We start from the raw sequence: 26,330 nt of genomic DNA, 5'->3' as shown, positions 1-26,330 counted from the left end.
CGCGTGCACGCCCGTCAGCGGGCGGGCGATCTCGGCGCTTCCGCGATGCGCGCAGAGCCGGCAGACGCCGGCCAGGACGACCTCAGACGGTGCCGCGGTTCTTGCCCATCCAGGGCGCGTACCAGGCACGGATCTTCGCCATGTCGGCGTCGGGATCATCACTGGGGTGGAACATCGGGCCGAAGCCGATGACCTTGTCGGGATAGTGGAAGTACAGCGTCTGCACCGGCACGTTGGCCGCCTTGGCGATCTTCAGGAAGCCGGTCTTCCAGCGCTCGACGCGCTTGCGCGTGCCTTCGGGCGCGAGGCCGTACCAGAAGGGTTCCTCACCGTGGATGGCGGCGGCCGCCTGGTCGATCACGCGCGACGCGCGGCTGCGATCGACCGGAATCACGCCGAGGCCGCGCAGCGCCCAGCCGAGCACCGGCACGCGGAACAGGGAATCCTTGCCGAGCACGCGGATGTCCAGGCCGAGCGCGGCCTTGGCCGCGAAGCCCCAGACGCCGTCCCAGTTGGACGAATGCGGGGCGCCGATCAGCACCAGGCGCGAGACGTCTGGCAGTTCGCCGACGACACGCCAGCCGCCCAGCCGCAGGATGCTGCGACCGATCCAGCGCGCGAGGCCACTGGGTTTGACGCGCGGTGCGCGCGGCGGAACGGGGATCAGGAACGGGTACTTCGATGTGCTCATGCGTCCTCGGCGCAGGGCCTGCGGTGGTGGATCAATCCCAGTCGCGCGTGGCGCGACCGCGCTTGATGGTACTGCGTTCGCGTTTCGCGCCGAGCCTGCGCTCTTTCGATCCGCGCGTGGGCTTCGTGGCGAGGCGCGCCTTGGGCACCTCGTAACCGGCGGCGATGAAGGCGGCCAGGCGCTCGCGGGCGTCCTCGCGATTGCGTTCCTGAGTGCGGAAGCGCTGGGCGTTGAGCACCAGCACGCCGGCCTCGGTGATGCGCCGGTCGCGCCTGGCCAGCAGCCGCGCACGCACGTGATCGGGCAGCGAGGGCGAGCCGGCGATGTCGAACCGCAGTTCGACCGCGGTCGAGACCTTGTTGACGTTCTGGCCGCCGGGGCCGCTTGCGCGCACGAAGCGTTCGACGAGTTCGTCTTCGGGAATGGCGGGCGGCGTGGACATCGGCGGCGATTGTAGACGCTGCGCCGGACTGCGCCCGCGCGCGCCGGCGGCTACCATGTCGGCCCTTTCCCGATCATGGAGCGATCCGATGACCCTGCGCACCCGCACCACCGCCCTGCTCGCCCTGCTGCTGAGCGCCCCGCTGGCACTGGCCGCGCCGCCGACTGAAGCGCAGATCGACCGGCTGCTGGAGGTGATGCGCGCCGAACAGACTGTCGAAGCGGTGCTGCCGCAGGTCCGGGCCTCGCAGCAGCAACTGGTCGAGCAGGCCACGCGCAACGCGTCGCCGGCGCAGCGCAAGGCCGCGATGCAGGCCGCGGCGGCATCGCTGCGTGCGGTCGAATCGGCGCTGTCGTGGGAATCGCTGCAGCCGGTGTACCGCGACATCTACGTCCGGACGTTCAGCGCCGAGGACACCGACGCGATGGTCGCGTTCTACAGCAGCCCGGCCGGGCAGAACCTGCTCGACAAGATGCCGCTGCTGATGCAGAACACGATGACCGCGGTGCAGGGACTGGTGCTGCCGATGCTGGAGCGGCTGCAGTACGACCTGCAGCAGCAGCTCGACGACGCCACGCCCGTCAGCCAGTGAGCTCGGCGCGCGGGGTGCCGACGCTCAGTCGGCGGCCGCGCCCGGAAACAGCACCAGCGCTTTCGCGAATTCGTCGCCCGGCGCCGCGCTGACCGTCAGCCGTTCGCCGGTGTGCGGATGGTCGAACACCAGCCGTTCGGCGTGCAGCAGCATGCGGTGGATGCCGAGCATGCGGAAGTTGCGGTTGTGGCGGCCATCGCCGTGGCTGGTGTCGCCGATCAGGTGATGCGACAGATGCTTGAGATGCCGGCGGATCTGGCGGAAGCGCCCGGTCAGCGGTTCGGCGCGCAGCAGGGCATAGCGTGAGGTGGGAAAGCCGGCCGACGGCAGCGCGAGTTCGGTCGTCGCCACGCGGGTGAAGCGCGTCTGCGCGGGTTTCTTGACCGGCTTGCCGGGGCCGCCGTCGAGCGGATGGTCGACGAGGATCTCCACATCGGGCCAGCCGCGACAGATCGCCAGATAGTGCTTCTCCACCGAGCGCGCCATCCACTGCGTGCCGAGCGCGGACGCGGTCTCGCGGTCGAAGGCCAGCAGCAGGCAGCCGCTGGTCGCGCGGTCCAGGCGATGCACCAGGAACAGCGGCCGGCCGAACTGTTCGCGCAGGCGATCGGCCAGGAAATCATGCTCGTCGCGGGCGAGCTTGCTGTCATGGACCATCAGTCCGGCAGGCTTGTCGACCACCGCCAGCGACGCATCCGCATACCGCACTTCGATCATCGCGCGCCTCCGCAAGGCCATGTCCGGGCGCCCGGACCGCCGTGCGCGATCTGGTAGTTTCGGCGATCGTCTTCGATCGGGAAACCTCCGCATGCTGTTCCGGTTCCGCGTCTGCCTGTTCGCCGTGTGTCTGTCCGCAGGCGTGGCATGGCCCGTCTTCGCGCAGGCGCCGCGGGCGGGCGCGCCGGTGCACAGCGCCGAAGGCATCGACGAATACCGCTTCGACAACGGCTTGCGGCTGGTGCTGTTTCCCGATGCCAGCAAGCCGGTGACCACGGTCAACGTGACCTATCGCGTGGGCTCGCGGCACGAACACTACGGCGAGACCGGCATGGCGCACCTGCTGGAACACCTGGTGTTCAAGGGCACGCCCGACCATCCCGACATCCCCGGCGACATGCGCACGCGCGGCATCCGCTACAACGGCACCACCTGGTACGACCGCACCAACTACTTCGCCAGTTTCTCCAGCGATGCGGACACGCTGGCCTGGGTGCTGCGGATGGAAGCCGACCGCATGGTCAATTCGCGCATCGCGCGCGAGGATCTCGACAGCGAGATGACCGTGGTGCGCAACGAGATGGAATCGGGCGAGAACAGCCCGACGCGCGTGCTGATGCAGCGGGTCATGGGCGCCGCCTACACCTGGCACAACTACGGCAACGCCACGATCGGCGCGCGCAGCGACGTGGAGAACGTGCCGATCGAACGCCTGCAGGCCTTCTACCGGACCTGGTACCAGCCCGACAACGCGGTGCTGGTGATCGCCGGCGATTTCGATCCGGCGCAGGCGCTGGCGCTGGTCGGCGACAGCTTCGGCGCGTTGCCGCGTCCGCAGCGCACCCTGCCGCGCACCTGGACCCGGGAGCCGGCGCAGGACGGCGCGCGGCACGTCGACGTGCGCCGCGTCGGACGCACGCCGTATCTCGCCGCCGGCTATCACACGCCCGCCAGCCGGCATGCCGACAGCGCGGCGATCTCGGTGCTGGCCCAGCTGCTGGGCCACACGCCGGGCGGACGCCTGCACCGGCTGCTGGTCGAGGATGGACGCGCGACCGGCGTGTCGGCCTCGCCCTATGCGCTGGACGAGGCCGGCTATCTCGCCTTCCTGGTGGAAGGCCCCGAGGATGCCGATCTCGATGCGCTGCAGACGGCGCTGCTGGACGCGCTGGAGCAGGCGTCGGCCACGCCGTTCACCGCGGCCGAGGTCGACGAGGCGCGGCAGCGCCTGCTGGCCGGCTACGAACGTGCGATGCGCGATCCCAACGCGATCGGCGTGGCCCTGTCGGAAGCCATCTCGCAGGGCGACTGGCGCCTGCTGCTGCTGGCCCGCGACCGGCTGGAGACGGTGACCGCCGATGACGTCAACCGCGTCGCGGCGACCTATCTGCAGGCTGACAACCGCACCAGCGGGCGCTTCGTGCCGACCGAGCGCGCCACCCGGGTGACGCTGCCCGAACCGCCCGATGCCGACACCTTGCTCGAAGGCTATGTCGGCCGCCCGGCGCTGGCCGCCGGCGAAGCCTTCGATCCGTCGCCGGCCAACATCGACGCGCGCACCCACACCTGGACGCTGTCCAACGGCGCGCGCCTCGCCGTGCTCGACAAGGCCACGCGCGGCGCCGCGGTGCAGCTGCGCATGACCTTGCGTCTCGGCGATGCCGTCAGCCTGGACGGCCTGGCCGATGCCGGCGCGATGACCGGTGCGATGTTGATGCGCGGCGCAGGCGACTTCGATCGCGCCGCGCTGTCGCGCGAACTGACCTCGTTGCGCTCGACGCTGTCGGTGGGCGGCAGCGCGACCGGCGTCAGCGTGGCCGCGACCACCGATCGCGCGCACGTCGAGGCACTGCTCGACCTGCTCGCGACCGTGCTGCGGTCACCGACGTTTCCCGAGGGCGAGTTCGCGCAGCTGCGCAGCCAGGCGATCACCGGCATCCGCGGCAGCCTGACCGAGCCCGGCGCGGTGGCGAACCAGGCGATGGCGCAGCACTTCGACACCTTCGCGCCCGGGCATCCGTATCACAGCCCGAGCTTCGAGCAGCGCATCGCCGGCCTGCAGGCGCTGGACGTGGCGGCGCTGCGTGATTTCCATCGCGCGTTGTACGGCATGGGCCCGGGCGCGACGATTGCGATCGTCGGCGACGTCGATGCCGATGCCGTGCACGCGCAACTCGAGCGCCTGTTCGCCGACTGGCGGCCGGCCACCGCATTCGCGCGCATCCCGATGCCCTACGCACCGCAGCCGGCGGTCCACGTGCAGCTGTCGACGCCCGACCGGCCGAATGCGGTCTTCATGGCACGCCAGGCGCTGGCGCTGGACCAGGACCATCCGGACTATCCCGCGCTGCTGCTGGGCAACCACGTGCTCGGCGGCGGTGGCATGAAGTCGCGCCTGGCCGACCGCATCCGCCAGCGCGAAGGCCTGAGCTACAGCGTGAGTTCGAACTTCAGTGCGAACGCCTTCGATCCGGTGGGCAGTTTCGGTGGCTATGCGATCGCCGCGCCGGAAAACATGGCGGCGCTGGAGACCGCGTTCCGCGAGGAAGTGGAACAGCTGCGCACGACCGACATGCCGCAGGCGGAACTGGCCGACACCCTGGACGGCCTGCTGCGCGCACGCCGCACCGCCCGCGCGAACGATGCGCAGCTGGTCGGCATGCTCAACGACAATCTGTATCTGGACCGCGACCTGGCGTTCTCGGCGGCGTTCGAGGACCGCCTGCGCGCGGTGACGCCGGCCGACGTGCGCGCGGCGATGGCGCGGCACGTGGATCCGGCGCAGCTGTCGGTCTTTGTCGGCGGCGACTTCGAGGCCCCGACACCGGCCACGCCCGCGGAGTGATGCGGGCGCGGCGGGTGCGTCAGTTCTGCGGCGGTGTGGGCGTCGGGCCCTGCTGGGCCATCGCTTCGAGCTCGGCGCACATCTGCTGCTGCTGCGCCGGCGTGGCGCTGGTGTACTGCGCGCGGACGCCGTCGCTGGCGGTGGCGAATTCGCGATCGAACGTGGCGACGTCACCGCCGAGGCGCGCGAACTCTTCCTGCTGACGTTCCTTGGCTTCGGCCAGCTGCGCGGGCCCGATGCTCGGATCGCACAGTTCGACCGCCGCGTGCATCGCGCCGCCGAGGCTGGCGAGCTGGTTCAACATCGCCGCCGGCGGCGCATCGCCCATCGGCGCGGTCGGGCCGGGCGTGCCTTCGGGCGCGGTGGCGGCTTCGCCGGACTGCTGCGCGCGCGCGGCTTCGGACGGCTCGGTGCGGGTCTCGTCGATGCCCTGGGTCTGGGTACCTTCTTCAACGGCCGGTTGCGGGGCGCGATCGCCGCAGGCGGCGAGTCCCAGCGTGGTGGCGAGCGTGGCAATGCCCGCGAGCGCGCGGATGCGTGGGTGCGTCATGGAGAACTCCTGGGGGTCGGGTGGCGTGACCCTAGCAGTCACGATGCGAAGTGCGGGTGGCCGCCGTCACGGCGTCTGCGGCGTGGCCCGGCGACTGCGATAGGCCTGCAGGTGCACCCAGGCGGCGTCGAGCTGCGGCACCGCCTGGCCGGCGGTGTGGGCGCGCGCGCGCAGGTCGCCGATGATCTGTGCGGCCTCGACGTCTTGGCCGGATTCCAGATCGCGCAGCATCGAGGCGGTGACCGGCGAACCGGCCTTGGTCAGCAAGGCGCGCGCCTGCTGCGCGGCTGCCTCTGGAATCGCATGGCCGTCGGCCGCGGCGACCGCAAGGCATTCGTCGTGCAACGCCGCGAGGAAAGCCGGGCCGCCGTCGGCGTCGACGATGCGGCCGATGCTCGCGCGCATCAGGCAGGTGGCCGCCGCCAGGCTGGCGAGGAACGAGAACTTGTTCCAGGCCGCCTGCAGGAAGGCGTCGCTGCGCACGGCATCGAACCCGGGCGCAGTCGCGCACAAGGCGTCCAGCGCCTGCGTGCGTGCGCTGCCGTTGGCGGCCGGATCGCGCTCGCCGAAGGTCATCGATGGCGGCGACGGCAGATGCACCACCTCGCCGTCGTCGCCCTTCATCGCGCTGATGAAGCACAGCCCGCCGAGCACGCGCGCGGCGCCGAAGCGCGCATCGAGCGCGGCGTAGTGCAGCAGGCCGTTGAGGATCGGCAGCACGGTGGTGTCCGCGCCGACGGCCGGCGCGATGGCCTCGATCGAACTGTCGAGGTCGTAGGCCTTGCAGCTCAGCAGCACGAGGTCGAAGGGCGTCTCCGCAGCCAGCGCCGGCAAGGCGTCTGCGGTGACATGCGCGACCGGGAACTGCGCATCGCCGAGATCGCTGCGGATGCGCAGGCCATCGCGTGCAAGCTGTTCCGCGCGCGCCGGGCGCACCAGAAACGTGACGTCGACACCGGCCTGCGCAAGGCGGCCGCCGAAGTAACCGCCGGTCCCGCCGGCGCCGAGCACAAGAATTCGCATGTCCCGATGGTAGCCGCCGCGCCGCGGGGCGTCATGGGTCGCGCGCGTCAGGCGTAGCCGATCCACACCGCGATCACCAGCGCGAGTGCCGAGGCGATCATCAGTTTCAGCATCAACGGCCAGGCGAACCGGAACCAGCGGTCGTAGGGCACGCCGGCCATGCCGAGGATCGCCATCAGCACGATGTTGGTCGGCAGGATCAGGTTGGCGAAGCCGTCGCCGAACTGGAACGCCAGCACCGCGACCTGGCGCTCGATGCCGGCGACGTCGGCCAGCGGCGTCATGATCGGCATCGTGGCGAAGGCTTGGCCGGAGCCGGACGGAATGAAGAAGTTGATCAGCGTCTGCATCAGCAGCATGCCGACTGCCGACAGTTCCGGCCCCAGGCGCGACAGCGGCATCGACGCCGCATGCACGATGGTGTGCAGCACCTGGCCGTCCTCGAGAATCAGCGCGATCGAACGCGCGAAGCCGACCAGCAGGGCGACCACCGCCAGTTCCGCGGCGCCCGATGCGAAGCGTTTCGCGGTGCCATCGACGCCCAGACCGCCGATCAGGCCCGCCGCCAGCGCGACCATCAGCCACAGCGCGCCGAGTTCGGTGAGGTACCAGCCGAGTTGCGAGATGCCGTAGACCATCAGGCCGACCGCGACGACCACGACACCGGCGATCGCGGCGTGGCGACGATCGAATGGCGGCGGTGCCTCCATCGCGGCAGGCCCGCCAGCGTCGACACCGACCATCAGGCTGGCGGCAGGATCGGCCGCCACGCGGCGCGCATAACGCCAGACGTGGTGCGCGGAAATCAGCACGAACGGCAGGAACAGCGCGAGCCGGAACCCGATGCCGGATGTGGGCGGCAGTTCGGCGATTTCCTGCGCCACCAGCACCGTGTAGGGATTGGTCCAGGCCACGCCGTAGCCCACCGCGTAACCGCCGATCATGATGCCCATCGCGGTCATCGCATCGAGGCGCATCGCCAGACACAGCGCCACCAGCACCGCCGCGAACGGGATGTATTCGGTGGAGACGCCGAGCGTGCCGGAACCGATCGCGAACGCGCCGGTGCCCAGCACGATCAACAGACCTGGACGGCCGCCGATCGTGCGCAGCAGCCAGCCCAGCACCGCGTCGATCAGGCCGGTCGCGCGCAGCACCGCAATCGCGCCGCCGACGATGAGCAGGAAGAAGATGATCGCCTGCGCATCGGCCAGCGCACACGGCACCGAGGTGAACAACGCCGCGGGACTGAGCCAGACGCGTTCGGCATGCACTGCGTAACTGCCCGGCACCACCATCATCCGGCCGGCGTCGTCCGGCTCGGTGGTGAAACTGCCCTGGGGCAGCAGCCAGGTCGCGACCAGGGCCGCGATCATGATCAGGAACAGCAGGACGAGCGTGTGCGGAATGCGGAAACGGCTGGTCACAGGCACGGTTGCCGGTAGCGAGTGACCGGCCATGCTAACCCACGCAATTCTGTGGCCCGACCCTCAGTCGCGTCGCACCAGCTCGACACGCCGGTTCTGCGCGCGTCCGTCTTCGGTGGTGTTGTCGGCGACCGGTTGCGTGTCGCCGTGTCCGGCGGATGCGAGGCGTTCGCTTGCAATGCCCGCGTTCGTGATCGCGGTGACCACCGACGCCGCGCGCGCCTGCGACAACGTGCGATTGCGCGCGGCATCGCCGGTGTTGTCGGTGTGGCCTTCGATCGACAGCGCCAGGGCGTCGTCGGCCCGCAGCAGTTCGACGACCTGCGCGATCTGCGGCTGTGATTCGGGCAGGATCTCCGCCCGGTCGGTCGCGAAATGCACCTGCAGCGCGACGCGGCCGGTGTCGGCGATTGCCTGTTCCAGCGCACTGGCGGGCAGCAGCGTCGACGTGACCTGCAGCGGCTGTTCCTGCACGACGATCAGGCCTGCGTGCGTGCCGCCACGGCAGGTACGCACCCAAATGTTGCCGTCGTCCCGGCGCAGGACGAAGACCTGCTGCGGAGAGTGCGGGTAGCACCTCGACTCGCCCGGATACGGACGCATGGCGCCATGGAATGCATTGCGGAGATCGCGCGGCGTTTCGCCGGATGCGATTTCCACGCCCCCTGCTGCGGTGATCACCTGCTGCAGATTGCGCACGACTTCGAGATCGGAGAATTCCTTCTGACCGCGCGATGCGCGGCTCAGGCGGATGCCGGTGGCGTAGAGACGGCCCTCGACATGCGTCAGGTCATGCCCGTTCCAGAACGCGGCCTCGGCGAAGTCGAGCGTGCGCTCCGCATTGGAGGTGGGCGCATAGCCGTCGGGGAGCGAGAAGAACGGAAACGCGCCCAGCGGCGTCGTCGACAGCGGCAGTGCAGCGATGTCGAATCCGGCCGGTGCAGCGTCGCCATCCCGTGCAGGTGTTTCGACGGGCGCCGCGTCGGCGGCGTCGTCCACGACGGGTGCGCCCTGTTCGAGCGGCGCAGCGGCCGGCTGCGCGTCGGCCGGCACGTCGGCGGGCTGCGCGCAGCCCGCGATCAGGACAGCAAGACACGCCGCCCATGCACGATGTGTTCCCGACATTCCCTGTCTCCCCCATTCGATGAGGGGGAAACCTTAGCAAACGCGCGAACGCCTCAGCTACGCAGGCCGATGCCGCGCTTGAGCAGCCACAGCGCCAAGGCGCCGAGTGCGATGACGAAGCCGATCATCAGCGCGAACGACACGCCGAGCGAGACATCGCTGACGCCCAGCAGGCCGTAGCGGAACGCGTTGACCATGTAGAAGACCGGGTTGGCATGCGTCGCGGTCTCGGCCCAGCCGGGCAGCAGCGAGACCGAATAAAACACGCCGCCCAGATACGTCAGCGGGGTCAGGATGAAGATCGGCACGATGGCGACGTCGTCGAACTTCTTCGCGTACACCGCGTTGACGAAGCCGGCCAGCGCGAAGATCGTCGCACCCAGCAGCACGGTGAAGAACGTCACCACCGGATGCGGAATGCGCACCGTGGTGAACAGCATCGCGATGCACAGCACGATGACGCCGACGGCGAGACCGCGCGCCACCGCACCGATCACGTAACCGCCCAGGATCACCCAGCTCGGCATCGGGCTGACCAGCAGTTCCTCGACGTGACGGCCGAACTTCGCGCCGAAGAAGCTCGACGAAATGTTGCCGTAGCTGTTCTGGATCACGCTCATCATCACCAGGCCCGGCACGATGAAATCCATGTAGCGGATGCCGTCCATCTCGCCGACGCGGCTGCCGATCAGGCCGCCGAAGATCAGGAAGTACAGCGTCATCGTGATCGCGGGCGGTACCAGCGTCTGGCCCCAGATGCGGATGATGCGGACGATTTCGCGGCGGGCGATCGTATACAGCGCGACCCAGTGGCGCTGCGCGGTGCCTTCGACGGCGGCGACATCGGTGGACTGGGTGCTCATGCCGTCTTCTCCTGCTGCGAGGCGGCATTGGGGCCGGTCATGCGCACGAACAGTTCTTCCAGCCGGTTGGACTTGGTGCGCATCGAGCGCACGCGGATGCCGGCACTGTCGAGCGTGGCGAACACGCGGTTGAGATCCATCGCGCGCGGCATGTCGAGATCCAGCGTGTGGTCATCGGTCGCGACCAGGGTGGTGCCTTCGATCGGCGGCAGCGTGGCGGGCAGCGTGCCATCGATGTCGAAGATGAAACCCTCGACGTCCAGCTTGGACAGCAGCACGCGCATCGGACCCTGCTCGACGATGATGCCGCGATCGATGATCGCCAGATTCCGGCACAGGTTCTCGGCTTCTTCGAGGTAATGCGTGGTCAGGATGATCGTCGTGCCGGCGGCGTTGATCTCCTTGAGCGTCTGCCACATGCCGCGGCGGATCTCGATATCGACGCCGGCGGTGGGCTCGTCGAGGATCAGCAGCCGCGGGCGCGTCATCATCGCGCGGGCGATCATCAGCCGACGCTTCATGCCGCCCGACAGCGTGCGCGACATCGTGAACGCCTTGTCCCACAGCTGCGCGCGCTTGAGTTCCTCTTCGGCGCGTACCATCGCCTCGGCGCGCGGAATGCCGTAGAAACCCGCGTAATTGACGAGGATGTCGAACGGCTTCTCGAAGAAGTTGAAGTTGATTTCCTGCGGCACCAGGCCGATCAGGCGCATCGCCGCATCGCGGTGCGTGTGCAGATCGGTGCCGAACAGGCGCACGTCGCCCGAGGTCTTGTTGACCAGCGAGGAGATGATGCCGATCAGCGTCGACTTGCCGGCGCCGTTGGGGCCGAGCAGGGCGAAGAAATCGCCGGGCGCGACGTCGAGCGAGATGCCCTTGAGCGCCTCGACACCGCCGTCATAGGTCTTGCGCAGATCGCGCACCGAAAGGGCGGCGTCTGCCTGGGGAATGGGAGACATGTCCATCGCTCGTGCCGCGGATGGCGCGGCGGGGGTCCGTAGTATAGGGACGCGCCGACGGGCCCGGCCGCAACGGCGCGTTGCATGCGTGGCGCCGTGCAGGTGTTGCTGCGATGGCCGGGTCTCAGTCGAGGCCCAGCCGGTGGAGCATGGCCACGACGCCGTCGCGCGTGGTGCCCTCGAATGTCGAAGGCGCGCCTTGCACGGTGCCGACGATGCCGCCATACAGCGCCGGGTGCTTCACGATGACGTCGTTGCGCGCCCAGTGATCACCGTCGACGCGGTAGGCGTACACCGCGTAACGGGTACCGCGTATGCCCTCGCCTGCGTGCCAGATGGGCCACGACACGATCGCGAAGAGGTTCGGCGCGCCCTGCACCGGGTGCACGAAGATCTCGTGCAGATGCGGCGGCCCGCCTTCCGTCTCGTAGCGGTCGACCGGCTCGGGCCGGCAGCCGGTGTCACTGCGATAGCGGACCAGCGCGATGGGAGGCTCGTCGCTGCCCGCGACGGGCGCCGCAGGCCGGAACACCAGGATGTCGTCCTCGACATACGCGATCGCGAGGCTGGCCCGGACCTCCTCGGCGGTCACGCACTCGCGGGGGGCATGGGCGGCGCAGGCGCCGGACGCTGCCGCCAGCACGGCGGCGAAAATGCACTGCTGCAAACGGATGGGGACCGCCATATCGGGCGCCGCTCCTGTGCAGGGCGTCCTGCCCCGACCCGCTACCATAGGCGAAATGGAGCCCCCACCCGGTCGCACACAGCGCCGGACGCTCGCCGAATCACGGACAAATCCCCCAGTGGCCATCACGCAATTCCCCATCAAGCTCGTCTCGCGGCGCATGGTCGCGCCGACCGTCGCCCACCTGTCCTTCGTCCGCGACGACGGCCAGCCGCTGGACTTCATCCCCGGGCAGTTCATCCAGATCCACTTCGAATATGCCGACGGCACCGCGACCAAGCGTTCGTATTCGCTGGCGACGATCCACGACCATGCGATCGGCCCGGGCGAGGCGATCGAAGTCGCGGTGAGCTACGTGCCCGGCGGCGCGGCGACCGCGCTGTTCGAAGGCATGGCGTTGGGGGATACGGTGCAGGCCAGCGGCCCATTCGGCCGCTTCTGCCTGATGCCGCAGGACACCAACCGGCGCTATCTGCTGGTGGGCACCGGCACCGGCGTGACCCCGTACCGGGCGATGCTGCCGCTGCTGGCACAGGCGATCGCCGAGCGCGGCGTCGAGGTGGTGCTGCTGATGGGCGCGCGCACGCCGGCCGAGCTGCTGTACGGCGACGACTTCCGCGCGTTCGCCGATCAGCATCCGAACTTCCGCTTCGTGCCGTGCTTCTCGCGCGAGCTGCCGGACGCGCCGCATGCCGACGTGCGCCAGGGCTATGTGCAGCAGTTCCTCGAGGAATTCGCCCCGGGCGAAGGCGACATCGCCTATCTGTGCGGCAATCCCAACATGGTCGACGCGACGTTCGAAGCGCTGAAGGGCTTCGGCCTGCCGATCCCGCTGATCCGCCGCGAGAAATATGTCAGCAGCAAATAGCGCGTCGGTAGTCGGCCGCCCGGCAGCGCGCCGCATCGCCGGCGCGTCCGTTGCCTGCCCGGTACTGCGTCACGTGCGCGGGCAGACGATGACCCGCATCAGCCTGTCGGCCGGGTCCCTCGCCGCGGTCGCAGGCGCCACGCGCACGCGCGGCATCGCATGCGCGCGCCGTTCGTTGTCCGCAGCCTCGCCCCGATGACCTTGGCCGGCACGACCGGGGCCCCAGCGTTCGACGCCGACATCGCGGCCCTGATGCCGCCCCCCGATACACCGGCGGCGAAACGGCCGTGGTGGCGGCGTGCGCTGCCGACGCTGCTGGGCTTCCTCGGCGGTGGCGTGATCGGGACAGGCGTCGCGATGGTGGGTCTGCCGGCGCTCGATGGGCTGCCGCGAGGCGCGGGCGTCGCCTTGCTGGTCGGTTACTTCGTGTCGCTGTGGCCGCACATCGTGCTGCACGAGGCAGGCCATGCGGCCGCGGGCATCGCGCGTGGCATGCAGGCGATCGCGTTCGGCGTGGGACCGTTCCGGCTGGAACGCGGCAGTGACGGCCGCTGGCGCTGGCGCCACGGCGGCGGCATCGCCGGGGTCGGCGGTTTCGCGGCGCTGCTGCCCCGCGACGCACGCGGGCTGTCGCGCCTCGACCAGGCGGTCTTCCTGCTCGGCGGCCCGATGGCGAATCTGGCGACGGCCGCGCTGGCCGCCGCCGCCGCGGCCTGGCTGCCGATGCCCACGCTGCTGGCCGCCGGCCTGCTGGGCGTGACCCTGGCTGCCGTGACGATGGGCCTGGGCAATCTGCTGCCCCTGCACGTGCAGGGCTGGCGCTCGGACGGGCGTGGCCTGCTCGACCTGCTGCGCCAGGCGCCGGATGCGGCGCTGCAGCTGCAGATCAATCAGCTGATGGCCTTGAGCCTGGCGGGCGTGCGGGCGCGGGACTGGCCGGCGGCCTCGATGCCGGCGGCGGAGGCGGGCGGGTCCAGTGCCGGACTCCGGCAGACGGCCCAGCTGCTGCGCCTGTCACGGGCGATCGACCTGCGCGACCGGCCGGCCGCGCGGGCCGATGCGCTGGCATTGACGGCCGCCTTCAACGACGCGGCCCCGACCTGGCGGGCTTCGATCGCGGTCAATCTGGCCGTCCATGCGGCCCTGCTGGTCGGCGACCGCGGCCTGATCGCTGCATGGCGCGCGCTCTGCGAGGGGGGCCTGCTGGACCTGTCGCCCTACCGGGCGTGGCTGGATGCGGAGATCGCCGTCCACGACGGCGATCCCGGCGCCGCCCTCGCGCATCTGGAACAGGCCGCGCATCTGGCGCCGCGCATTCCCGATGCCGCAAGCCGGCTGGTCTTCGACGAACGCCTGACGGCGTTGCGTGCCGAGATCACGGCGCCGGCCGACCGCCGCGGTGCGACGGTGCCGGCCAACGCTTGAAGCGGTACCTCAGGGCGTCTGCGGCAGTGCTTTGACCGCGGCCAGCGACGGCAGACCGTTCCACGCCATCAGCGCGGTTTCGGTCGCCTCGCCGTCCGAGGACAGCCAGCGAGCGAGGGTATCGACGGCCGCATCGCCCTCGCCGCGGGCGCGCTTCGAACGCACGACCACGAAGCCGGCGCCGTCGTGCAGCACCAGCCGCGCGAACACCGCTTCGGCGACGCCGTTGCCCTGCAGCATCGCCACGATGAGGTGCTCGGCCGGACGCTCCGCGGTCATCGGCAGCGAATTCGTCCGCACGATCACGCCGCTCTGCTGGTAGTTCGACAGCACGGCGTTGGCCAGTCCGGCGAGGGTCTCGCCGTCGCGCGCGTTCTCGTTGACCACCAGGGTGACCATGTCTTCCCAGGTCCCGAGGGTCTGCCCGGCGGGCAGGTATTCGTTCTGTCCGTTCTTCGACCACTGGTGCGCGTACGTGGTGCCGGCCAGGTCGATCCGCTGCGCTGCGCCTTCGGCCGCGTGGGCGACGGGCAGCAGCAGCGCGGCGAGCAGCAGCAGCGACGGCAACGCGGACAGGCGGAATGCTCGGGACATGGCGCGGTTCTCTTCAAAGGGGCACGTACTGTACGTCGCCATCCGCCGCACGGCGCATCGGACAAGGCCGTTCCGGCGGCCCCGTGCGGCGACCGGACTGTGGCCGCGCGAGCAGCCGGGCGGACCCGGCGCCTGTCGTGTCAAGCACGCTTGACACCCGGCACGGCGCCGCGCATGCTCGATGTCAAGCTCACTTGACACATGGTGCCGCCGTGGACACAAACTCCGCCCGCCGTCCCCTGCTGGTCGTCGCCCTGATGCTGCTCGCGGCGGCGATCGTCCTGCGCCTGGCGGTGCCCACGGCACCGGGCTGGGCCAGTGGCCTGATCCTGCTGTCGGCGGCCGTCGTCGGCGCGGTTGCCCTGTCGCGCCATGCGACCGCATGCGACGGCGCGCCCCGTGCGCTGCATCGCCGGTACACGCGTGACGTCATGGTCGGCATGGGCGCCTACATGGTGTTGCTGTTCGGCTCGCTGTGGCTGTTGCGCCATGTCGAAACGCCGGCCCTGCGCGCGCTGGTCGCCCTGCTGCCGGTCGCACCGATCGCCCTGGTGCTGCGGGCGATGGTCTATTTCATCCGCGGCGTCGACGAACTGCAGCAGCGCATCGAGTTCGAAGCGGTCTGCATCGCCGCCGCCCTGGTGTCGTTCGCGTACATGACCGCCGGTTTCCTGCAGGCAGCACGCGTCATCGACGTGCCGGCGAGCGCGGCGATGCTGTGGGTGTTTCCGCTGCTGTGCGGCACCTACGGCATCGTCAAGTCCGTCGTCGCCCGGCGTTACCGGTGAGCGCGCGGCCATGAAGAGCCGGGTGCGGGAACTGCGCGAGGCCTGCGGCTGGTCACAAGCACAGCTCGGCGAACGTCTGGATGTATCGAGACAGACGATCAACGCGATCGAAACCGGAAAGTACGACCCCAGCCTGCCACTGGCGTTCCGGATCGCACGCGAGTTCGCCGAGCCCATCGAATCCATTTTCCTGTTCGAGGATGTTCCATGAGAGCAACGAGGCTTTCCCTGCTGGCGCTGGCCGCGAGTGCGGCCCTCGCCGGCTGCAGCGGCGCTGCGCCGTCCCCTGTCGAAGGCGACGGTGACGGCGCGCGACCGGCGCGCATGTTCGGCCAGATCCCGTTCCACGCCTGCACGCTGGACGGCGGCAATGCCGCCACACGTGTCGAAGCGCTGTGCGCGACCTTCGAGCTGCCGGAGAATCCGGACGCGCCCGAGGGCCGCCAAATCGGCCTCAACATCGCGTGGCTGCCGGCGAACGCGAGCGACGGTGGCACCGCGGACCCGGTGTTCTTCCTCGCCGGCGGTCCCGGCCAGGCGGCGACCGAACTCGCTGCGCAGATCAACGCCGGTCTGCGCGAAGTGCGCCGCCAGCGCGACATCGTGCTGGTCGACCAGCGCGGCACCGGCAGCTCGAATCCGCTGACCTGCACCGATGCCGATGGCGAGGCGATGGAACTCGATGCACTGACCGCGCCCGACGACGCCGCGCTCGACGCCTACGTCGGCCGATGCCTGGCCGGCCTGGAAGACCGCGCGGATCCGCGCTTCTACACGACCGCCAACGCGATCCGCGATCTCGACACCGTGCGCGCCGCGCTCGGCGCCGAACAGGTGAACCTGGTCGGCGGCTCCTACGGCACGCGCGTCGCGCAGCAGTACGCGATGGCGTATCCGCAGCACACGCGCAGCATCGTGCTCGACGGCGTGGCACCGAACGACCTGGTCGTCGGCGGCGAGTTCGCGCACACCTTCGAAGATGCGCTGTCCCTGCAATCGAAGCAGTGCGCGCAGGACGCCCAGTGCCGGGAACGCTTTCCGACCGATCTGCAGGCGCAGCTGCGCGGTGTGCTGTCGACGCTGCAGACGACGCCGGCGCCGGTGACCTATCGCGATCCGACCACCGGCGCGCAGCGCGATGGCGTGGTCACGCCGGACACGGTGACCGGCCTCGCGTTCCTGTTCTCGTACGCGCCGCAGACCGCATCGCTACTGCCGCTGATCCTCGACGAAGCCGCGCAAGGCCGTTACGGCCCGCTGATGTCGCTGTCGCAACTCATGTACAGCAACGTCGGCGGGCAGATGACGCGCGGCATGCAGTGGTCGGTGATCTGCGCCGAAGACGCGGGCCGCTATCGCGAAGACGGCCGCGTCGCCGACACCATCCTCGGCCCCGGTGTCGCGCGCATGTTCTTCGGCGCCTGCCGCACCTGGCCCACCGGCACGCCGCCGGCCAACCACACCGCGGCGCTGCAGTCGGACGTTCCCGCGCTGCTGATGTCGGGTGAACTCGACCCGGTGACGCCGCCCGCGTACGCCGAGCGCGTCTTGGCCGGTCTGCCCAACGGTCGCCATCTGGTGTTCAAGGGCCAGGGCCACGGCACGTTCGCGCTCGGCTGCGCGCCCAAGCTGCTCGCGCAGTTCATCGAATCGACCGACGCCAAGGCGCTGGACGTGACGTGCCTGGATGCGATGCGTCCGGTGCCGCCGTTCACCAGCTTCAACGGATGGTCGCCGTGATTCGAGTTGGGTGATTCGTGATTCGAAACGGCAACAGCAGTTGCCGCTTCCATCAATCATCCGAACACCCGCGCGAACACCGCTTCTCCCAATCACGAATGACCAATCACGAATGACCAATCACAGCTTTCATCAATCACCAATCACGGACTTTCGATGATCACTGCCCAGCACCTGCACAAGGCATTCAAGACGAAGACCGGCACGGTCCAGGCCGTCGACGGCGTCGACTTCGTCGCCGAGGACGGCCGCATCACCGGCCTGCTCGGACCCAACGGCGCCGGCAAGACGACGACGCTGCGCATGCTCTACACGCTGATGAAGCCCGACAGCGGCCGCGTCCTCGTCGACGGCATCGATGCGGCGCAGGACCCGGCGGCGGTGCGTCGCGTGCTCGGCGTGCTGCCCGATGCGCGCGGCGTCTACAAGCGCCTGACCGCACGCGAGAACATCCGTTACTTCGGCGAGCTGCATGGTCTGTCGAAGGCTGAAATCAATGAGCGCACGCGTGTGCTCAGCGAACAGCTCGACATGGGCGAGATTCTCGATCGCCAGACCGAAGGCTTCAGCCAGGGCCAGCGCACCAAGACCGCGATCGCCCGCGCGCTGGTGCACGACCCGCGCAACGTGATTCTCGACGAACCGACCAACGGCCTGGACGTGATGACCACCCGCGCGATGCGCGAGTTCCTGTTCAAGCTGCGCGACGACGGCCGCTGCGTGATCTTCTCCAGCCACATCATGCAGGAGGTCGCCGCGCTGTGTGACCGCATCGTCATCGTCGCCAAGGGCCGCGTCGTCGCCGACGGCACCGCCGACGAACTGCGCGCGCGTTTCGGCCACGACAATCTCGAGGACGCCTTCGTCAAGGCGATCGGCTCGGACGAGGGCCTGCTGGCATGAGCGGCACGAACCGGACATCGAACATGCGCTGGATGTGGAGCGTCGCGCGCAAGGAGCTGCTCGACATCGGCCGCGACCGGCGCACGCTGTTCATGGCACTGCTGCTGGGCCCGCTGATGTATCCGCTGCTGATGGTCGGCCTGAACTTCATGGCCGAGACGCGCATGAAGACCGAGCAGGACCGCGTGCTGGAGGTGCCGGTGATCGGCGCCGAGCATGCGCCGAACCTGGTCGCGCATCTCGCGACGATGGGCATCCGCGCGGTCGATCCGCCGGCCGACCTCGACGCCGCGATCGCGGCGCAGCAGGTCGACGTGGCGATCGAGATCCCCGCCGCCTTCGCCGACGACTGGCATGCCGGTCGCCCGGCCACCGTCGAGGTGATCAGCGACAGCACGCGTCGCAATGCGCAGACGCCAGCCTTGCGCGTGCGCACCGCGGTCGCGGCCTACGGCCAGCAGGTGGGCGCGCTGCGTCTGCTCGCCCGCGGCATCGATCCGGCTGTCGTGCAACCGGTCGCGGTCGGCACCCGCGACATGGCCACCGAGGAAGCGAAGCGCGGCGTGATGCTGGCGGTGCTGCTGCCGTATCTGCTGATCCTGTCGAGCTTCATCGGCGGCTCGTACCTGATCCTCGATGCGACCGCCGGCGAGCGCGAACGCCAGTCGCTGGAGCCGTTGCTGGCGACGCCGGCCACGCGCGGCGCGATCGTCAGCGGCAAGATCGCGGCGGCCTGCATGATCGGACTGACGTCGCTGCTGCTGACGATGCTCGCCTTCAAACTCAGTGCGCAGATGGGGACGGGTTCGGCACGGATGCTCGATGTCAGTTTCGCGGCGATCGGCAAGATGCTGCTGGTGCTGCTGCCGATGCTCTTCATCGGCACGTCGCTGCTGACGCTGCTGGCCGCGACCGCCAAGAGTATGAAGGAAGCGCAGAGCCACATCGTCTGGCTGATGCTGCTGCCGATGGTGCCGAGCATCGTGCTGATGGTGAATCCGATCAAGACCGAAGCCTGGCAGTTCGCGGTGCCGTTCCTCGCCCAGAACCAGCTGCTGCTGAAGGTGATCCGCGCCGAACCCATCGCGATGCAGGTCTGGGGCATCTACCTCGGCGCCAGCCTGGCACTGGCCGGTCTGCTGTGGTTCGCCGCCGTGCGCCGCTACCAGCAGGAGAAGCTGGCGGTCTCCGGCTGACGGGACCGGCAGGACGGGACGCCGCCCCGGCGACGGTGCAGACGCGGCGTCCCGAGACGGCCCAGGCGGTTGCACGACCGCCTGCGCATCCGCCGAACGCGGGCACGCGCCCGGCCCGAGCCGACCGCAGCGGCAAGGTCGACAGCGGAATAAAAAAAAGCCCGGCCTAGGCCGGGCTTTTGTTCGTGCTGCAGTCCCGCCTCAGTTGTTGTCCGGCGAGAATCCGATGGTGCGACGCGTGGTGACCGGCGCCGGCACCGGCTCGAAGCGCCAGCGACGCACGGCGGTGAGCGCCTCGCGATCGAAGGTGCGCGGCGGATCGGCGCGGACCACGCGCGCATTGGTCACCGAGCCGTCGACACCGACGGTGAACTCGACCTGCACTTCGCCCGAGGCACCGGCGCGCAGAGCATCGGCGGGATAGCGCGGCGCCGGCGTGCTGAGCGGACGCAGCTGGGCGACTGCCTGTGCGGCAGCGGCTGCAGGCGCGGGCGCAGGTGTCGGCGCCGCAGCCTGGCGTGCGGCCTCGCGCTGCGCGGCTTCGCGGCGTGCGGTTTCCTGACGCTCGGCGTCCTGGCGCGCGGCTTCGTCGCGCGTCGCCTGCTCGGCCGCCGCGGCCTGCTGCTGCGCGAGCTGCTGCGCGGCGGAGGCCTGCTGTTGCTGCTGCTGCTGGACCCGATCGCGTTCGAGCTGCTGCTGACGCTGGGTTTCCTGCTCGGCGGTGAGCTTCTGCTGCTCGGCGCGGCGGGCGACCTGTTCTTCGGCGGTGGCGATGCTGGCGCGCAGACGCTCGAGCGCCGGATGCGCGGCGTCGGCGCGTTCGATCAGACCGAACAGACGACGCGCTTCGGCGAAGTCCTCACGGTCGCGGCTCTGTTCGGTCGCGATGACCGTCATCGGCAGCAGATCGATCAGTGCGCTGGACGCCGCGGCGTCGCCGGCCTGCTTCTCGCGCAGGGCGAGGTAGTACTCCATCGCGTTCTCGCCGGCCGGCGAGTACAGACGGCTTTCCTGGTAGGCGGCGTTGGCGGACGTGCGCAGTTCGTCGACCGACAGGCCCGCGATCGCATCGTCGGCCGCCTGCTGCTGGCGCGCTGCCTGCTCGGTGGCCTGCTGCGTGACCGCAGCCGGTTCGGCCGCGGGCGTGGCGGCCGGTGCCGCGTCGTCCTGACTGCCACAGGCGGTGAGCGCCAGCGCGACACCGAGTGCCGCGGCCAGACGCGCCCGCGACGTCCATGCCGGCGTCGAATGCTTCGAGACCATCATCTTTCCCCAAGGATGCATGTCTGCAAGATTGCGTAGGACGCGGCAGCGGCGGAGATTTGTCAACCTCCGCGCTGCGCCGGAACCCCTCCGGACCGCATCCACCCGATGCATCCTGCCCGCTTTCGCGCGCTTCCGATAGCCCCACGCCGGCGGCTATTTGCCGATGCAGAAGCTCGAGAAGATGTGGCCGAGCAGATCGTCGGGCAGCGTGCGCCCGGTGATCGTGCCGATCGCATCGTGCGCGACGCGCAACGCCTCGGCGGTCAGCTCGAGGGTTTCGCCGCGCAGCGTCAGCGCCGCATCGTCCACCGCGTCGGCGGCATCGCGCAGTGCATCGACGTGGCGCTGGCGCGCGGTGAAGGCGCCATCGCCGGACGCGCCGGGCGTGGCCAGCCGTTGCGCCAGCGCGGCGCGCAGCGCATCCAGGCCCATGCCGGTGGCAGCCGAGATCGCCAGCCCCTCGCCGTCGATGCGGCCGCCGGTCAGGTCGGTCTTGTTGTGCGCGACGATCCGGTCCGGCACGCCGGCGATCTCGTCGGCCATCGCGGCGAGTCCGGCGCGGGCATCGCGTGCATCGACGACCACGATCGCCAAGTCCGCGCGTTGCAGTTCCCGGCGTGCGCGGCGCATGCCTTCGCGTTCGATCGCGTCGCCGGCATCGCGCAGGCCGGCGGTGTCGACCAGGGTGAGTTCGGCGCCGTCGATGCGCACCGTTTCCTGCAACAAGTCGCGTGTGGTGCCGGCGATGTCGGTGACGATCGCGCGGTCGCTGCCGGCCAGCGCATTGAGCAGCGAACTCTTGCCCGCGTTCGGCGGGCCGACGATCACCACATGCAGGCCGTCGCGCAGCCGGCGCCCGTGTTCGGCTTCGATCCGCAACGCCTCCAGCGCGTCGGCAAGCGCATCAATGCGGCGCGCGACGACATCGCCGCCGAGGGCGTCGATCGGCTCGTCGGAGAAATCGATCATCGCCTCGACGTGCACACGCAGATGCAGCAGTTCGGCTGCGATCGCCTCGCAACGCTGCGAGAACACGCCGTCGAGCGACCGTCGCGCCGCCCGCGCCGCGCGCAGATCGCCGGCTGCGATCAGGTCGGCCACGGCCTCTGCCTGGGCGAGATCGAGCCGGCCGTTGAGGAAGGCGCGCTCACTGAACTCGCCGGGCCGCGCGAGGCGGGCACCCAGTGCACGGCAACGCGCCAGCAGCTGCTGCAGCACGACCGGGCTGCCATGGCCCTGCAGTTCGACAACGTCCTCGCCGGTGTAGCTGGCCGGTGCGACGAAGGCGAGCGCGATGCCGTCGTCCAGCACGCCGCCGTCGTCGTCGCGGAAACGCACGTGGTGGGCCTGGCGGGGGCGCAGCGTGCGGCGGCAGATCGCGTGCGCGATCCGGCGCGCATCGGCGCCCGACAGCCGCACGATGCCGACGCCGCCGGCACCGGCAGGCGTGGCGATCGCGGCGATGGTGTCGGTGTCGTACATGCGGGGATTCTCCCGGAACGCACGAGCCCGCCATGCGGCGGGCTCGTGTCGGTGGATCAGGCGGGGCGATCAGGCCTTGGCCGGCGCCTCGGCGTAGCGCCGGATCATCCACCACTGCTGCAGCAGGCCGAGGCCGCCGTTGGTGACCCAGTACAGCACCAGACCGGACGGGAAGAAGATCATGATCGCGCCGAACACCAGCGGCATGAACTGCATGATCTTCGCCTGCATCGGATCCATTCCGACCATCGGCGTGAGCTTCTGCGTCGCCCACATGATCGCGATGTTGAGCACCGGCAGAATGAAGTACGGATCACGCGCGGTCAGATCCTGGATCCACAGCATCCACGGCGTGTGGCGCAGTTCCACCGATTCCAGCAGCACCCAGTACAGCGCGAAGAACACCGGCATCTGCAGCAGCACCGGCAGACAACCGCCGATCGGGTTGATCTTCTCCTTCTTGTACAGCTCCATCATCGCCGTCTGGAACTTCTGGCGGTCGTCGCCGTAGCGTTCCTTGAGCTGGGCGATGCGCGGCTGGAACTTGCGCATCTTCGCCATCGACTTGTACTGCGCGACCGACAGCGGATACAGCGCCAGCTTCACCAGCAGCACCAGACCGATGATCGACCAGCCCCAGTTGCCGATCAGGCCGTGCAGCTTGGCCAGCACCCAGAACAGGCCTTCGCCGAGCATCGCGAAGATCGAGAAGCGGCTGTAGTCGACCACGCGGTCGAGGCCACGCACGCCCTGCGCCTGGATCAGATCGACCTGCTTCGGGCCGACCCACAGGCGGGCCGAGGTCGATGCCTGCTGGCCGGCGGCGACCGCGACCGGCGGGCCGAGTTCGCGGATCAGGTAATGCGGCGCGCCGCTGCTGCGGTCGACCTGCATCGAGATCTCGCCGGTGTCGTCCGGACGCGGGATCCACGCGCTGAAGAAGTGGTGCTGGACCATCGCGATCCAGATCTGGCGATCGCGCGCGTTGAGCGGACCGTCGCTTTCGAAATCGCCGAGCGCGCGACGGCTGTAGCCGATTTCGCTGCCGAACCAGGTCGCGCCGGTCAGGCTGTACGACTCCGGATTGGTCATCCCGCGCTTGACCGCAGGCGCGCTGCGGATCAACTGGCGATAGGCGAAGCCCTGCCACGGCGCGCTGCCGGCATTGGCGATCTCGTCCCGCACTTCGATCGCGTAGTCACCACGATTGAGGATGAAGTTGCGGCGGATGGTGACGCCGTCGGTTCCCGTCCACACGAACGGCACCACCAGCGTGGTCTCGCCATCGGCCAGGGTGTGGCTGCTGACGGTGCCCTCGGGCACGAACGCACCCTCGTGGCTCGGCGCATCGTTGGCGCCGCTGACCCAGCCGCTCTGCGCGGCATAGAAATGCGCCGGGTCGGTATCGAACATGCGCACCGGCGGTGCGCCGTCGTCACGCGTCTGCGGATAACCCAGCAGATCGGCCTGGACGACGTTGCCGCCGTCGAGCACGACGCGCAGTACATCGGTCTGCACGACGACCTGGCGCGACGCGGCGGTGGCCGGCGTCTCCGCCGGCGCGGTGCCGGGGACGGCAGGCATCGGCGCGGCATCGGTCGGCGCGCTGGGCACCGCGGCGCTGCCGCCGGCCTGCACGCCCGGCACGGTGGCCGAGGTCGCGGTGGTGGACGTGGTCTGCGGCGGCTGGGCGGCCGAAGCCTGCTCCTTGCCCCACTCCATCCACAACAGCACGGCCACCATCAGCCAGGCGAGGATCAGGAAGGTACGGATCTGGTTCATCAGGCAGGCAAGCTCATGCGCCGGACGGTGCCGGCGTAGGTGGATTCGGGGAGGCGGGCATTGTGCCGCCCGGGGCGGTCAGCGGCAACGCGCGTGCCCGCCGCAGAGCGGACACGAAGGCCGCACGCAGTGCGCCAGGATCGGCGCTGGCCGCAGCAGGTCGCGCGACCACGACATAGCTGCCCGGCGCCAATTGCGTGCGCAGCCGGCGGAACTCGTCGCGCAACAGGCGTTTGATGCGGTTGCGGCCGACCGCGCGGCGATCGACCTTGCGCGACACCGCAAGCCCCAGGCGCGCAGGCCCGGATTCGCGCAGCAGATGCACGGCCAGCAGCGGCGACGCGGTACGCGTGGCGGCGGCGAAGATGCGGTCGAAATCCGCACGCGCACGAACACGCACGTGCCGCGGGAAGCTGGCACGTGCGGTCATTGGACGGATGCTGTTCGGCAGGTGAGCAGGATGATGCAGCTCACCGGCCCGGCAGGATCAGGCCGAGAGGACCTTGCGGCCCTTGGCACGACGACGGGCCAGGATCTTGCGGCCATCGGCGGTCGCCATGCGGGCACGGAAGCCGTGGTCGCGCTTGCGCTTCAGGTTGCTGGGTTGGTAGGTGCGCTTGGTAGCCATGAGGATGCCTTCGGGCAACGCGACAAAAAGGAACCGGAAATTCTAGCGGTCGACCACCCGCAGGGTCAAGCGGGTGTGACGCCGGAGCCCGGCGGCCAGGCCGCGGACCGGGCCGGGGCCGCACGGCAGCATGATAGTCTGCCTGCCCTTTCCCGGTACCGGTTTCCGCGCACCCGCGTGGCGGTGCCCGCTTTGTCGAATTTGCGCATGATGGATGCTTGGCCCCGCTGTCTCCAACGCCTCGAAGCCGAGTTTCCGGCCGAGGACGTCCACACCTGGCTCAAGCCCCTGCAGGCCCGCGGCGATGCACAGAGTACGGTGCTGTACGCGCCGAACGCGTTCGTCCGCGACGAGGTCCAGGCCCGCTACATGCCGCGGATCCGCGAGCTGCTGGAACATTTCGCCGGCACGTCGGAAGTCAGCCTGCAGGTCGGCTCCCTGCCGCGTGCGGTGGCGCCCGCCGGCCCGGTGACGGCGGCCGACCTGCGCCCCGCGACATCGTCGGCGCCGATCGAGGCGTTCGCCGGCAACATGGACAGCCATTACACCTTCGACAACTTCGTCGAGGGCCGCAGCAACCAGATGGGCCGCGCCGCCGCGTGGCAGGCCGCGCTCAAGCCGGGCGACCGTGCACACAACCCGCTGCTGCTCTACGGCGGCACGGGCCTGGGCAAGACCCATCTGATGTTCGCCGCCGGCAATGCGATGCGCCAGGCCAACCCCCGTGCGCGCGTGCTGTATCTGCGCTCGGAGGAGTTCTACAGCGCGTTCTTCCGTTCGATCCAGGAAAAGACCTCGGACCAGTTCAAGCGCCAGTTCCGCCAGATCGACGCGCTGCTGATCGACGACATCCAGTTCTTCGCCGGCAAGGACCGCACCCAGGAAGAGTTCTTCCACACCTTCAATACGCTGTTCGACAGCAAGCAGCAGATCATCATGACCTGCGACCGCTATCCGCGTGAGGTGGACGGCCTGGAGCCGCGGCTGAAGTCGCGCCTGGCCTGGGGCCTGTCGGTGGCGATCGATCCACCCGATTTCGAGACCCGCGCCGCGATCGTGCTGGCCAAGGCCGCCGAACGCGGGACCCAGGTGCCCGACGACGTGGCGTTTCTGCTGGCCAAGAAGATGCACTCCAACGTGCGCGACCTCGAGGGCGCGCTCAACACGCTGGCCGCGCGGGCGAACTTCATGGGCCGTCCGATCACCGTCGAGTTCGCCCAGGAGACGTTGCGCGACCTGCTGCGGGCCCAGCAGCAGGCGATCAGCATCGCCAACATCCAAAAGGTCGTCGGCGACTACTACGGCCTCCAGATCAAAGATCTGTTGTCCAAGCGCCGTACGCGCTCGCTGGCGCGTCCGCGGCAGGTGGCGATGGCGCTGTCCAAGGAATTGACCGAGCACAGCCTGCCGGAGATCGGTGAGGCCTTTGCCGGTCGCGACCACACGACCGTCCTGCATGCCTGCCGTCAGATCCGCACCCTGATCGAAAGCGACGGCAAACTGCGCGAGGATTGGGACAAGCTCATCCGCAAGCTCAGCGAGTAAGCTGCGCATATTCCGGGAGTGCACAACCCCGGGACGGGACGTGGACAGGGTGTGGACAAGTTGGCCCCCCCGAAGTTGTCCACAGGATCATCCCCTGCTGACAGCCCCTCCATCCACCGGGTTGTCAGTGCGGTAAACATGATTCAAATCAAAAGCTTGGATGACATATCCCCCGCTTTTGGCTTCACCCAGCA

At 69.5% G+C, this 26,330-nt stretch carries 26 protein-coding genes; 10 read left to right on the top strand and 16 right to left on the bottom strand.

Annotated features, from left to right (window positions below):
- Nucleotides 1–82 precede the first annotated feature (82 nt).
- Nucleotides 83–691, bottom strand: a complete 609-nt coding sequence (locus AC3A5K_RS14555) for a lysophospholipid acyltransferase family protein (protein ID WP_487618270.1) — start codon at nucleotides 689–691, stop codon at nucleotides 83–85.
- A gap of 31 nt (nucleotides 692–722) precedes the next feature.
- A complete protein-coding gene (gene arfB, locus AC3A5K_RS14550) occupies nucleotides 723–1,133 on the bottom strand; it encodes an alternative ribosome rescue aminoacyl-tRNA hydrolase ArfB (protein ID WP_487618269.1) in 411 nt (136 codons plus the stop codon).
- 88 nt (nucleotides 1,134–1,221) lie between these two features.
- Between arfB and AC3A5K_RS14545 the strand changes: the two genes are divergently transcribed.
- Nucleotides 1,222–1,725, top strand: a complete 504-nt coding sequence (locus AC3A5K_RS14545) for a DUF2059 domain-containing protein (protein WP_487618268.1) — start codon at nucleotides 1,222–1,224, stop codon at nucleotides 1,723–1,725.
- 24 nt (nucleotides 1,726–1,749) lie between these two features.
- On the opposite strand, the gene AC3A5K_RS14540 is transcribed toward AC3A5K_RS14545, so the two are convergent.
- The gene (locus AC3A5K_RS14540) at nucleotides 1,750–2,442 is read right to left on the bottom strand and encodes a pseudouridine synthase (RefSeq protein ID WP_487618267.1); all 693 of its coding nucleotides are present in this window, start codon (nucleotides 2,440–2,442) and stop codon (nucleotides 1,750–1,752) included.
- Nucleotides 2,443–2,533: 91 nt separating this feature from the next.
- Between AC3A5K_RS14540 and AC3A5K_RS14535 the strand changes: the two genes are divergently transcribed.
- Nucleotides 2,534–5,287, top strand: coding sequence for a M16 family metallopeptidase (locus AC3A5K_RS14535; protein WP_487618266.1), 2,754 nt, complete (start codon nucleotides 2,534–2,536; stop codon nucleotides 5,285–5,287).
- Between the two features lie 19 nt (nucleotides 5,288–5,306).
- Here the strand turns inward: AC3A5K_RS14535 and AC3A5K_RS14530 are convergent, their stop codons facing one another.
- The 7 genes from AC3A5K_RS14530 to AC3A5K_RS14500 form a co-directional block, all read right to left on the bottom strand.
- Nucleotides 5,307–5,837 (bottom strand): hypothetical protein, encoded by a 531-nt coding sequence (locus tag AC3A5K_RS14530; protein ID WP_487618265.1) that lies wholly within the window; start codon nucleotides 5,835–5,837, stop codon nucleotides 5,307–5,309.
- 66 nt (nucleotides 5,838–5,903) lie between these two features.
- Nucleotides 5,904–6,860 (bottom strand): 2-dehydropantoate 2-reductase, encoded by a 957-nt coding sequence (panE, locus tag AC3A5K_RS14525; RefSeq protein ID WP_487618264.1) that lies wholly within the window; start codon nucleotides 6,858–6,860, stop codon nucleotides 5,904–5,906.
- A 47-nt stretch (nucleotides 6,861–6,907) separates the two neighbouring features.
- Complete coding sequence (locus AC3A5K_RS14520) at nucleotides 6,908–8,287, bottom strand: YfcC family protein (RefSeq protein ID WP_487618263.1); 1,380 nt, start codon at nucleotides 8,285–8,287, stop codon at nucleotides 6,908–6,910.
- Between the two features lie 63 nt (nucleotides 8,288–8,350).
- A complete protein-coding gene (locus AC3A5K_RS14515) occupies nucleotides 8,351–9,412 on the bottom strand; it encodes an OmpA family protein (RefSeq protein WP_487618262.1) in 1,062 nt (353 codons plus the stop codon).
- Nucleotides 9,413–9,465: 53 nt separating this feature from the next.
- On the bottom strand, nucleotides 9,466–10,275 hold the full coding sequence (locus tag AC3A5K_RS14510; protein WP_487618261.1) for an ABC transporter permease: 810 nt from the start codon (nucleotides 10,273–10,275) through the stop codon (nucleotides 9,466–9,468).
- A complete protein-coding gene (locus tag AC3A5K_RS14505; protein ID WP_487618260.1) occupies nucleotides 10,272–11,234 on the bottom strand; it encodes an ABC transporter ATP-binding protein in 963 nt (320 codons plus the stop codon). The genes AC3A5K_RS14510 and AC3A5K_RS14505 overlap by 4 nt, the downstream gene beginning before the upstream one ends.
- Nucleotides 11,235–11,358: 124 nt before the next feature.
- Nucleotides 11,359–11,826, bottom strand: a complete 468-nt coding sequence (locus AC3A5K_RS14500; protein WP_487618259.1) for a hypothetical protein — start codon at nucleotides 11,824–11,826, stop codon at nucleotides 11,359–11,361.
- A gap of 148 nt (nucleotides 11,827–11,974) precedes the next feature.
- Here AC3A5K_RS14500 and AC3A5K_RS14495 point away from each other — a divergent pair, with 148 nt between their 5' ends.
- The gene (locus tag AC3A5K_RS14495) at nucleotides 11,975–12,787 is read left to right on the top strand and encodes a ferredoxin--NADP reductase (protein ID WP_487618258.1); all 813 of its coding nucleotides are present in this window, start codon (nucleotides 11,975–11,977) and stop codon (nucleotides 12,785–12,787) included.
- Nucleotides 12,788–12,946: 159 nt separating this feature from the next.
- Entirely contained in the window at nucleotides 12,947–14,212 is a 1,266-nt protein-coding gene (locus AC3A5K_RS14490) for a hypothetical protein (protein WP_487618257.1), read from the top strand.
- A gap of 9 nt (nucleotides 14,213–14,221) precedes the next feature.
- Here the strand turns inward: AC3A5K_RS14490 and AC3A5K_RS14485 are convergent, their stop codons facing one another.
- Nucleotides 14,222–14,806, bottom strand: a complete 585-nt coding sequence (locus tag AC3A5K_RS14485) for a hypothetical protein (protein ID WP_487618256.1) — start codon at nucleotides 14,804–14,806, stop codon at nucleotides 14,222–14,224.
- Between the two features lie 212 nt (nucleotides 14,807–15,018).
- On the opposite strand from AC3A5K_RS14485, the gene AC3A5K_RS14480 reads away from it, so the two are divergent.
- The 5 genes from AC3A5K_RS14480 to AC3A5K_RS14460 all read left to right on the top strand — a co-directional run bounded on the left by AC3A5K_RS14480 (nucleotide 15,019) and on the right by AC3A5K_RS14460 (nucleotide 19,433).
- Nucleotides 15,019–15,594 (top strand): hypothetical protein, encoded by a 576-nt coding sequence (locus AC3A5K_RS14480; RefSeq protein ID WP_487618255.1) that lies wholly within the window; start codon nucleotides 15,019–15,021, stop codon nucleotides 15,592–15,594.
- Between the two features lie 10 nt (nucleotides 15,595–15,604).
- Nucleotides 15,605–15,805 carry a helix-turn-helix transcriptional regulator gene (locus AC3A5K_RS14475; protein ID WP_096296798.1) on the top strand — a complete coding sequence of 67 codons (201 nt, stop codon included), beginning with the start codon at nucleotides 15,605–15,607 and terminating at the stop codon, nucleotides 15,803–15,805.
- The gene (locus AC3A5K_RS14470; RefSeq protein ID WP_487618254.1) at nucleotides 15,802–17,334 is read left to right on the top strand and encodes an alpha/beta hydrolase; all 1,533 of its coding nucleotides are present in this window, start codon (nucleotides 15,802–15,804) and stop codon (nucleotides 17,332–17,334) included. Before AC3A5K_RS14475 ends, AC3A5K_RS14470 begins: the two co-directional genes overlap by 4 nt.
- A 156-nt stretch (nucleotides 17,335–17,490) precedes the next feature.
- Nucleotides 17,491–18,237 (top strand): ABC transporter ATP-binding protein, encoded by a 747-nt coding sequence (locus AC3A5K_RS14465; RefSeq protein WP_487618253.1) that lies wholly within the window; start codon nucleotides 17,491–17,493, stop codon nucleotides 18,235–18,237.
- A complete protein-coding gene (locus tag AC3A5K_RS14460; RefSeq protein WP_487618252.1) occupies nucleotides 18,234–19,433 on the top strand; it encodes an ABC transporter permease in 1,200 nt (399 codons plus the stop codon). The genes AC3A5K_RS14465 and AC3A5K_RS14460 overlap by 4 nt, the downstream gene beginning before the upstream one ends.
- Before the next feature lie 201 nt (nucleotides 19,434–19,634).
- On the opposite strand, the gene AC3A5K_RS14455 is transcribed toward AC3A5K_RS14460, so the two are convergent.
- The 5 genes from AC3A5K_RS14455 to rpmH form a co-directional block, all read right to left on the bottom strand.
- Complete coding sequence (locus tag AC3A5K_RS14455; protein WP_487618251.1) at nucleotides 19,635–20,717, bottom strand: energy transducer TonB; 1,083 nt, start codon at nucleotides 20,715–20,717, stop codon at nucleotides 19,635–19,637.
- Nucleotides 20,718–20,852: 135 nt separating this feature from the next.
- Nucleotides 20,853–22,181 (bottom strand): tRNA uridine-5-carboxymethylaminomethyl(34) synthesis GTPase MnmE, encoded by a 1,329-nt coding sequence (mnmE, locus tag AC3A5K_RS14450; RefSeq protein WP_487618250.1) that lies wholly within the window; start codon nucleotides 22,179–22,181, stop codon nucleotides 20,853–20,855.
- Between the two features lie 69 nt (nucleotides 22,182–22,250).
- Nucleotides 22,251–23,963: a membrane protein insertase YidC gene (gene yidC / locus AC3A5K_RS14445; RefSeq protein ID WP_487618249.1), complete on the bottom strand. Its 1,713-nt coding sequence runs from the start codon at nucleotides 23,961–23,963 to the stop codon at nucleotides 22,251–22,253.
- Nucleotides 23,964–23,976: 13 nt separating this feature from the next.
- Nucleotides 23,977–24,393: a ribonuclease P protein component gene (gene rnpA / locus AC3A5K_RS14440; RefSeq protein WP_487618248.1), complete on the bottom strand. Its 417-nt coding sequence runs from the start codon at nucleotides 24,391–24,393 to the stop codon at nucleotides 23,977–23,979.
- A gap of 57 nt (nucleotides 24,394–24,450) precedes the next feature.
- Complete coding sequence (rpmH, locus tag AC3A5K_RS14435; protein WP_047138036.1) at nucleotides 24,451–24,591, bottom strand: 50S ribosomal protein L34; 141 nt, start codon at nucleotides 24,589–24,591, stop codon at nucleotides 24,451–24,453.
- A 210-nt stretch (nucleotides 24,592–24,801) separates the two neighbouring features.
- On the opposite strand from rpmH, the gene dnaA reads away from it, so the two are divergent.
- A complete protein-coding gene (gene dnaA, locus AC3A5K_RS14430) occupies nucleotides 24,802–26,136 on the top strand; it encodes a chromosomal replication initiator protein DnaA (protein WP_487618247.1) in 1,335 nt (444 codons plus the stop codon).
- Nucleotides 26,137–26,330 lie beyond the last annotated feature (194 nt).

The sequence above is a fragment of the Luteimonas sp. Soil_C_5 genome (genome assembly GCF_057656615.1).
The sequence above is the reverse complement of the archived record's forward strand: the minus strand, read 5'-3'. Positions and strand labels throughout refer to the sequence as shown.